General features: G+C 48.5%; 6 protein-coding genes. 2 read left to right on the top strand and 4 right to left on the bottom strand.

Translation table 11 applies throughout. From position 1 onward, the window contains the following. The coding region (locus tag ACTHMC_RS28200; RefSeq protein ID WP_440418421.1) for a sugar transferase at nt 1–505 on the top strand (505 nt) is incomplete at its 5' end. 68 nt (nt 506–573) lie between these two features. Here ACTHMC_RS28200 and ACTHMC_RS28195 read toward each other — a convergent pair. The 4 genes from ACTHMC_RS28195 to ACTHMC_RS28180 all read right to left on the bottom strand — a co-directional run bounded on the left by ACTHMC_RS28195 (nt 574) and on the right by ACTHMC_RS28180 (nt 6,528). After that, the gene (locus ACTHMC_RS28195; protein ID WP_440418420.1) at nt 574–2,115 is read right to left on the bottom strand and encodes a YifB family Mg chelatase-like AAA ATPase; all 1,542 of its coding nucleotides are present in this window, start codon (nt 2,113–2,115) and stop codon (nt 574–576) included. Nucleotides 2,116–2,224: 109 nt separating this feature from the next. Further along, a complete protein-coding gene (locus tag ACTHMC_RS28190) occupies nt 2,225–3,829 on the bottom strand; it encodes a M1 family aminopeptidase (protein ID WP_440418419.1) in 1,605 nt (534 codons plus the stop codon). A gap of 21 nt (nt 3,830–3,850) precedes the next feature. Continuing rightward, nucleotides 3,851–5,164 (bottom strand): MutS-related protein, encoded by a 1,314-nt coding sequence (locus tag ACTHMC_RS28185; RefSeq protein WP_440418418.1) that lies wholly within the window; start codon nt 5,162–5,164, stop codon nt 3,851–3,853. A gap of 23 nt (nt 5,165–5,187) precedes the next feature. Beyond that, nucleotides 5,188–6,528 carry a dihydroorotase gene (locus tag ACTHMC_RS28180; RefSeq protein ID WP_440418417.1) on the bottom strand — a complete coding sequence of 447 codons (1,341 nt, stop codon included), beginning with the start codon at nt 6,526–6,528 and terminating at the stop codon, nt 5,188–5,190. 38 nt (nt 6,529–6,566) lie between these two features. On the opposite strand from ACTHMC_RS28180, the gene ACTHMC_RS28175 reads away from it, so the two are divergent. Next, entirely contained in the window at nt 6,567–8,255 is a 1,689-nt protein-coding gene (locus ACTHMC_RS28175) for a hypothetical protein (RefSeq protein WP_440418416.1), read from the top strand. The last annotated feature ends 424 nt before the right edge of the window (nt 8,256–8,679 follow it).

Raw genomic sequence — 8,679 nt, 5'->3', positions numbered from 1 at the left:
TTTTAAATGCTTGAAATTCAGAACAATGGTAGTGAATGAGCATGCAAATACCCGCCAGGCCTCCGATAATGACCATCGCATCACAAGGGTGGGCAACTTCTTACGCAAATCCAACCTGGATGAATTTCCACAGTTTTTCAATGTTTTACTCGGACAAATGAGCGTTGTAGGACCCCGTCCACATATGCATGCGGATTGTAATAAGTTCTCTTCTGTGATCGCCAATTACAAATTCAGGAACATGGTAAAGCCGGGTATCACTGGTCTCGCACAGGTAAAAGGATACAGAGGACCTACCAAGAATTTCGAGAGCATCTTCCATCGTTATCAGTTTGATGCGTTTTATATACGCAACGCTAATTTCTGGCTGGATATGCGCATCGTTCGTAAAACAGCTGCTCAAACCATCAATACGCTTTTCTCCCGCATTTTCAAATCCGGGGAAGACACAGCGGTAAAGACCTCCACCAAACAGTGGACACCATCCGTAAAAAATCTGAATTAATCGTAATAAGATATTTGCGGGTATTTATTCCCGTTAGAAGTGCATCCGTTTCCGGGTGCATTTTTTAATTATTCTCCCCAATTCTCCCTGTCCAGACTCCTGTACTGTATCGCCTCCGCAATATGCTCCGCTTTGATCGCTTCACAATCTCCCAGATCAGCGATCGTTCTTGCTACTTTTAAGATCCGGTCATAGGCCCGCGCGGATAATTTCAATTTATCCATGGCAGACCGCAGCAGCTGTTTCCCGGCTCCATCTGTTGTGCAGACTTTTCTGAACATCTTCTTACTCATCTGTGCATTGCAGTAAACACCGGCCAGCCCTGTATATCGTACAGCCTGTACCATTCTGGCATTGACCACCCGTTCCCTTATTTCATCCGAAGATTCCGCACCTTCTTCTTTTTCAAGTTCTGAAAAAGGTACTGGTGTTACTTCCACATGCAGGTCTATCCGGTCCAGTAAAGGAGCTGAGATCTTACTCAGGTATTTCTGTACGGCATGAGGATGGCAACTGCAGGATTTCTCCGGGTGATTGTAGTATCCGCATGGACAGGGATTCATTGCAGCCAGCAGCATAAAGCTGGCGGGAAAATCAACGGAAATCCTTGCCCGGGAGATCGTGAGCTTCCGTTCTTCCATAGGTTGCCGCATCACTTCCAGTGCTGTTCTTCTGAACTCTGGGAATTCATCCAAGAACAGTACACCATTATGCGAGAGCGAGATCTCTCCGGGTTGCGGAATGCTGCCGCCACCCACCAGGCTCATATCACTGGCCGTGTGGTGTGGTGCGCGGAAGGGCCGCTTCGTGATAAGTGTTGAATCAGATAACAGTTTACCTGCAACGGAATAGATCCTGGTGGTTTCGAGCGCTTCTTCCAGCGTGAGTGGCGGCAGGATCGTGGGCAGGCGCGAAGCCAGCATGGTTTTACCGGCGCCCGGCGGGCCGATCAGAATGGCATTATGACCACCGGCAGCAGCGATCTCCAACGCCCGCTTGATATTCTCCTGCCCGCGCACATCCAGGAAATCACCATCCGATTCCGAATGCTGATGCGCAAAGGCCGCGGAAATGTCTACCGTGGTTGCACTGATCATTTTCTCTCCTTTGAAATGATCGATCACCTCATTGATATGCGCCACGCCGTAAACATTCAGTCCTTCTACAACGCCCGCTTCGCGGGCATTCTGCAATGGCACAAATAAGTTCCTGAATCCCTCTCGTTTGGCATTGATGGCAATAGGCAGGGCGCCTTTAACCGGACGGATAGTGCCATCCAGTTGCAGTTCTCCTTTGAGAACACATTGCAGCAAAGGCTCAGGATTGGGGATCTGGTCCGTGGCTGCCAGTATTCCGATGGCAATGGCCAGATCGAAGGCCGTACCGGTTTTCCGGATAGCGGCGGGCGCCAGATTCACCACCAGCTTGCGACGTGGCATATAATAACCATTGGTCTTGAGCGCACTCTCCACCCGCTGGAAGCTTTCTTTCACGGCACTGTCCGGCAATCCCACCAGGTAGTATTCCCTTCCGGCCATTTCATTGACTTCCACTTCAATAGTGATGGCATCCACGCCGGATACGGCGCTGCCGAATGTTTTTACGAGCATGCAGGAATGTTATCCTGCTAAGGTAATATGGAGGAGCGCCAGAATATTTTCGTATATGGATTGAGGTTAGATTATCGCTTTCGCGTTTGTTTTACAACGCAGGGGTATATTATTTACCCGTTTTTACCGTGCCCTCAAACAGGAGGTTCACGCCGGGGTCAACTTTAAAATCTACCGGCAGTCCTTTCACCGGGAAACTGAAGCTCGTCTTCGCTTCCTTCACCCTGAGGGCAATGACGGTGGGAGATTGCTCCCCTTCTTCCGTCCAGGAAAGATCCAGCGGAAATTCAAATGCCGTGGGCTGCAATTGCAGTACGGTACCTGTAATATATTTTTTGTCCGCATCGTATTGCCACCTGATATCCAGTTGCGGATGCCCGGCCGTATACAGCCATTGTTTGAAGAACCTGCTCAGGTTCCTGCCCGATGCTTTTTCCATTACCCGTTGCAGGTCTTCCGTTACGGCATTCTTCCCGGCATACTGGGCATAATAACTGCGCACACCACGGAGAAAGGCACTGTCTCCGATCTGCTTACGAAGCATATGAAGCACCCAGCCACCTTTCTGGTAGGAGTTGGCGTTCAGGAGCTGCAGATAATCGGTTTGGGTATTGTCCACCACCGGCTCATTGTATTTTTTACTGAACGTGATCACTGCTTTACGGTCCTTCAGGCGCATATCCATGGCCGTATCCTGGCTATGCGTCCGTTCAAAGTACAGGATGGTCATATAAGTGGCAAATCCCTCACTGAGCCAGATATGGCTCCAGTCGGCCTCTGTGGCCATATTGCCGAACCACTGATGCGCAATCTCATGCGCAATCAACCCTTCACATTTGCGATTGCCGGTAACGGAATTTTCAGAATAGAAAATGGTGCTGGCGTTCTCCATCCCACCAAACATGGTGGTGGATTGTACATTGGCGAGTTTGCGATAGGCATACGGACCAACCAGGTCAATGAAGTAAGCCAGGATATCTTTTGCCAGGGCATAGTCGTAAAACCCTTTGTCTTTGTTCTCGGGATAGATCCAGCTGTACACCGGAATGCAGTTCACATCGCCCGCGTATTGTACGGCAAAGTCTGCCGCGCCGATCACCATGATCTTGGTGGGCAGGGGAACCGTTTCTTTATAATGCGTCAGTTTCTTTTTATCAGGGAGGGAAGTTTCTTCGAGCTGCACACCATTGGCCACTACCTGGTAATGGTCCGGTGCCGTAATGATGAATTCCACGCCCGCCTTATCTGCCGGATGATCATTACAGGGGATCCAGTTGCGTGCACGGTTGGGCCAGTTATCGCTGAAGAAGCCGCGATGCCCGAATTTGTTCCGGCCAATGATAAGCCCGTCGGCAGGAACGCCCGAATAACGGATCACAACACTGATGCTGTCACCTTTTTTTACGGGAGATTCCAGTGCTATCCGCAATGTGTCGCGAAGATGTGTAAAGGATAAAGCTTTGTTGCCGGCAGTTACCCCGGACACCGTCATGCCTTTCCCTTCTTTACCGGCACTGATGAGATCCAGTTGCAGTACACTGCTTTCCTGGAGGAACACTGCATTCACCGTGGCCTTGCCGTTGATCTGGTTATTGAGGTCGTTGAGTTCCAGTTCATAGATATAGGCGGAAACATCGATGGATGATCCCGGTCGCTGGGCCATTACAGGGTACAATAACAGGCTTGCCAGCAGCAGCAGTAAGGCTTTTCTCATGCGATAAGTGTTTAATACCAGTTATAGTTTCTCCAGCAGTTCCACCACCTTCTCCCTTTTGAGGATGAGGTATCCCAGGCGGTCGTTGCTGATGCCTTCTTTCAGCTGGTAACTGAAATGCAACTGGTCGCCATGCACAGTGGTCTCGAAATATTTGAATGAAATGTTCGGATACGCTTTCAGTTCTTCCCCGATCTCATAAAGATGGGTACTGAGAATGAAAAGAGAGTTCTTGATCCTGATCAGTCCCTTTATCACAGTGGTAGAGCACTTCATAGCGTCCTGCACATTGGTGCCTTTGAAAAGTTCATCTATCAGCACCAGCCATTTCTTGCCGTCATTGATCTTGAGGATGGTATCGCGGATGCGTTGTACTTCGTTGAAGAAATAGCTTTCGCCTTTCACGATATTGTCCATCACATTGATATTGCTGAGCAGTCCGTCGAACAGGCTCAGCTTCATGGAAGCCGCGGGTACGCCCATTCCCAGATGCGCCAGGAATATGGAGGAACCTACTGCCTTGATGAAGGTACTCTTGCCGGCCATATTGGCGCCGGTAAGAAAAAGGAAATTACTGTCTTTATCCAGTTTTACATCATAACTCACCGGTGTTGGCAGGAGAATATGATAGAGTTGGCTGGCATCGATCAATGGTTGCGGCTGGTCCCTGAACTCAGGGAAGGTGAGCTTGAACTGCTTCATGGCGCGGGCCATGGAGTACCAGGCGTCAAACCTGCCGTAGATGCTCATTAGCTCAAAGGCAGCGGATTTGAATTCATACTGAAGGTAGCGGCCGTAGTAGATCACTTCACCGGCAGAGAGCCTCTGCTTTGGTTCCCGATTTGCCAGCTGTGCCAGTATGGGCTTATTGATGAGTTGCCTGGCCCTGTGCAGGTAGCTGCGCACCAGCAGGGGCGCTGTTTCTGCATCAAAGAGATTTACGAGGGCGTCGATGCCCCGTACAAAATCCGCGAAATGCGAAATGGAATAACGCACCAGGGCATAGTCGGCCACATGAAAGAACCGGTAGGTAAGGGCATTTACAGGCCCGGCGGCTGGAATAGCGTCAACACCACTGTCGTAGAACTTTTCAATCACCATCAGTGTACCGTTGGAGATCGCTTTCGGCCATGCATCGAGGTTAGACAGGATGTTCCGGATGATGTCCTGCGTCTGCGTGATCTGCTGCAGATCACTGAAGGGATTGGTGAAATATTTCAGCAGCCATTCCCTTCCTTCCACCGTCTGGGTGAAATTGAGGCGATGGAAGATGGAAAATTCCTCTTCGTGCTGAATGATGGACAGGTCGTTGAATGTGGTGTTGTCTATTTGCATAGCGCAATTATAAGATGTACAGATTAGCGGGCAAACAGGAGCCGCTGTCCTCTCTGTGATTCATCCCACACTCCGTTTCCATACACCAGGTGTCCGTTTACGAACGTATGAGTGATGGCCGCAGGCGCTGTGAATCCTTCGAGGGGGCTCCAGCCGCATTTGTACAGGATATTTTCTTTGGTTATGGTGGTGGACTGGTTCAGGTCAACCAGCACCAGGTCTGCATGATAACCTTCGCGGATATAACCACGGTCGGCTACCTGGTAACACCTGGCTACCGCGTGGCTCATTTTCTCCACTACTTTTTCGATGCTGATCTTTCCCTGCTTTACATAGTGCAGCATCAGCAGGAGAGAGTGCTGTACCAGCGGAAGGCCGGCATGCGCTTTCTCATACGGCTCTTCTTTTTCAGCCCAGGTATGTGGAGCGTGGTCGGTGGCAATTACATCCAGCCTGTCGTCTAACAGCGCATTCCAGAGGGCTTCGCGGTTATGCGGCGCCTTGATGGCCGGGTTACACTTGATGAGGTTGCCTTTGGCTGCATAATCATTGCTGGTGAAGTGCAGGTGATGCACACATACTTCTGCAGTGATGCGTTTCTCCTCCAGCGGAAGCATATTGGTGAACAGTTGCAGCTCACGTTCTGTGGTGATATGCAGGATATGCAGCCGGGTATTGTGTTTCTTCGCTATCTGGATGGCTGCGAAACTGGATTCGAAGCATGCGTTCTCATCACGGATGATGGGGTGGTCGGCAGGTTCGAGGATACCTTTTTCGTTCTTCAGTCTTTCAAGATTTGCCTTGATGATCTTCTCATCTTCACAATGCGTGGCAATCAGCACCTCGCTTTCGCGGAAGATCTTATCGATGGTGAGATAATTATCTACCAGCAGTCCGCCTGTGGAAGATCCCATGAAGATCTTTATACCGGCGATCTCATGTTTGCGGTCGTTGGTCCGCAGGCACTCATCTGCATTGTCGTTGGAGGTACCCATATAAAAAGAGTAGTTCGCCAGCGAGCTCTGTGAAGCGATCTGGTACTTGTCTTCCAGCAATGCCTGCGTGAAAACCGGCGGAACGGTATTGGGCATTTCCATAAAAGAGGTAACACCACCGGCTACTGCCGCTTTTGCTTCGGAATAGATGGTGGCTTTATGGGTAAGACCGGGTTCACGGAAATGTACCTGATCATCAATGGCTCCGGGAAGCAGGTGCTTGCCTGTTCCATCGATCTCTATAACGGGTACAGATGGTTGAATACTGCCTGCAATTTTTTCAATTCTTCCTTTGGAGATCAATACATCTTTGGCCTCCAATTTGCCTTCATTCACTACTATTACGTTCTTAATCAGGTAATTTTGCATAACTTGAATTTCAATAGCCAATTAATAAACAATCCAACATGCAATTTATTGTAAAAACCGTTGCCTGCCTTTCAATTGCTATTTTTCCCCTCATTTCATACTCACAAAGCACTTACCTGCCACAGGGCAATAAGCATCAGCCATTCCTCGACAGGCTGGAGATCAGATTACAGCGTAATCTTCAACTGAATGTGGAATCGGTGAAATCGCTGAACAGGCGTACTGCGGTGAACGTGGGAGAGTATGCGGATTCTTTATATAAAGCAGGTGCGCTGGAGCTTTCAAAAGTTGACCAGTACAACCTGCAGAGCCTGCTGATGAACAACAGTGAGTGGGTACAGGGCGATAAATCATCTTTCCTCAGCCGCAAGAGCGTGTGGAATACTTTCTATAAGACCCAGGCCAATATGGTGGAAGTGAATGAGAAGGACTTTTTCCTGGCTGTCAATCCTGTATTTCAGGGGCAGATTTCCGAGGCTACAGATTATGATGGCAAACGCATCTTCCTGAATACAAAAGGTGTTGCAGTGCGTGGGATGATCGCCAATAAGATCGGGTTCTCGGCTTATGCGGTGGATAACCAGGAACGGGGACCGCAGTTCCTGCAGGACCGGATCGCTTCCACCAATGCAGTACCTGGTGTTGGATTTTATAAGCGTTATAACCAAACCGGTGTTGATTACTTCGATGCGCGCGGATCCATCAATTTTACTGCTGCCAAATACCTTGACTTCCAGTTCGGTTACGACAAGCAGTTCATCGGAAATGGCTATCGCAGCCTCTTCCTGAGTGATTTCGGTAACAGTTATCTCTTCCTGAAGATCAGTACGCGAATCTGGAAATTCGATTATACAAACCTGTGGACGGAACTTACTCCTCAAACCATCAGGATCAACAGCGGTGATAAACTGCTGGATAAAAAATATGCCGCCATCCGTCACCTCAGCCTGCAAGCCACCAAATGGCTGAATGTTGGTTTGTTTGAAGCGGTGATCTTCGGCAGGAAGAATCATTTCGATTTCACTTACCTGAACCCGGTAATGTTCCTGCGTGTGAGTGAACAACAGAACGGAAGTGCAGACAATGCCATTGTAGGTTTCGATTTCAAGGCCAATGTGGCAAAGAAGCTCCAGTTCTACGGTCAGTGGACAATCGATGAATTTGTACAGAAAGAACTGAGGGCCGGCAATGGGTGGTGGGCCAATAAATTCGGTGTTCAGCTGGGCGCCAAATACATCGATGCCTTCAAGGTAAAGAACCTGGACCTGCAGGGTGAGCTGAACCTGGTTCGTCCTTTCACTTATTCTCACTATGATTCTGTAACCAACTATACGCATTATAACCAGCCGCTGGCGCATCCGCTGGGAGCCAACTTCGTGGAAGCGATCGGTATCATCCGGTATCAACCGATTCCAAAGCTGACCGCTTCTGCCCGTGTGATTGTCTGGAACCAGGGTACAGATACGGCCAACAGCAATTTCGGGACAGATATTTTTAAAATGAATCATACGCGTAATGGCGACTATGGATACAAGTTACCTGCAGGGCCAAAGTCTACAGGAGTTAATGCACAACTATTAGTGTCATACGAACTGAAAGAAAACCTTTTTGTGGATGGCTCCGTAATGATCAGGAAACTCAAATCTGATGTGATCACGGACAGGAATATCAACCTCTTTACAATCGGATTGCGGTTGAATATGTACAGGAGGGAATACGACTATTGAGATTGTTCAATGGGCAGATAGAACCAATTTTCAAATTTTTTTCAGAACCGGAGTGATCAATTCGGCGGTGTAGCCGATGGTTAACTCCGGTTTTTTGCGTTCCATACCGGAATAAAAGGAGGAACCGGAAAATGTGTACGGTTATATAAAACCGGGAGATATTGATAGAGCTGGTTGTGAGAATAAATGCTAAAGAGCTGGTTGTTAAATGCTTAAATAGCCATTTTGTAAAGTATGAACATAAAAAAAGTGCCGCTTTGAGGCGGCACTTCACTAATCAAATACCATTAACCATTAAACCTTATCCTATGATGTAAAATTAATGATTTTTTATTCGCCACATAATATTTGTGATAAAAGTTTTATACACTTTGTATACATTTTTATCCGTGAAGGGTTTAAGCAGCTTTTTTAGTGTCCGGAG

The sequence above is a fragment of the Pseudobacter sp. genome, assembly GCF_051955275.1.
Lineage (GTDB): Bacteria > Bacteroidota > Bacteroidia > Chitinophagales > Chitinophagaceae > Pseudobacter.
This window is presented reverse-complemented; position numbering and strand designations above follow the sequence as displayed.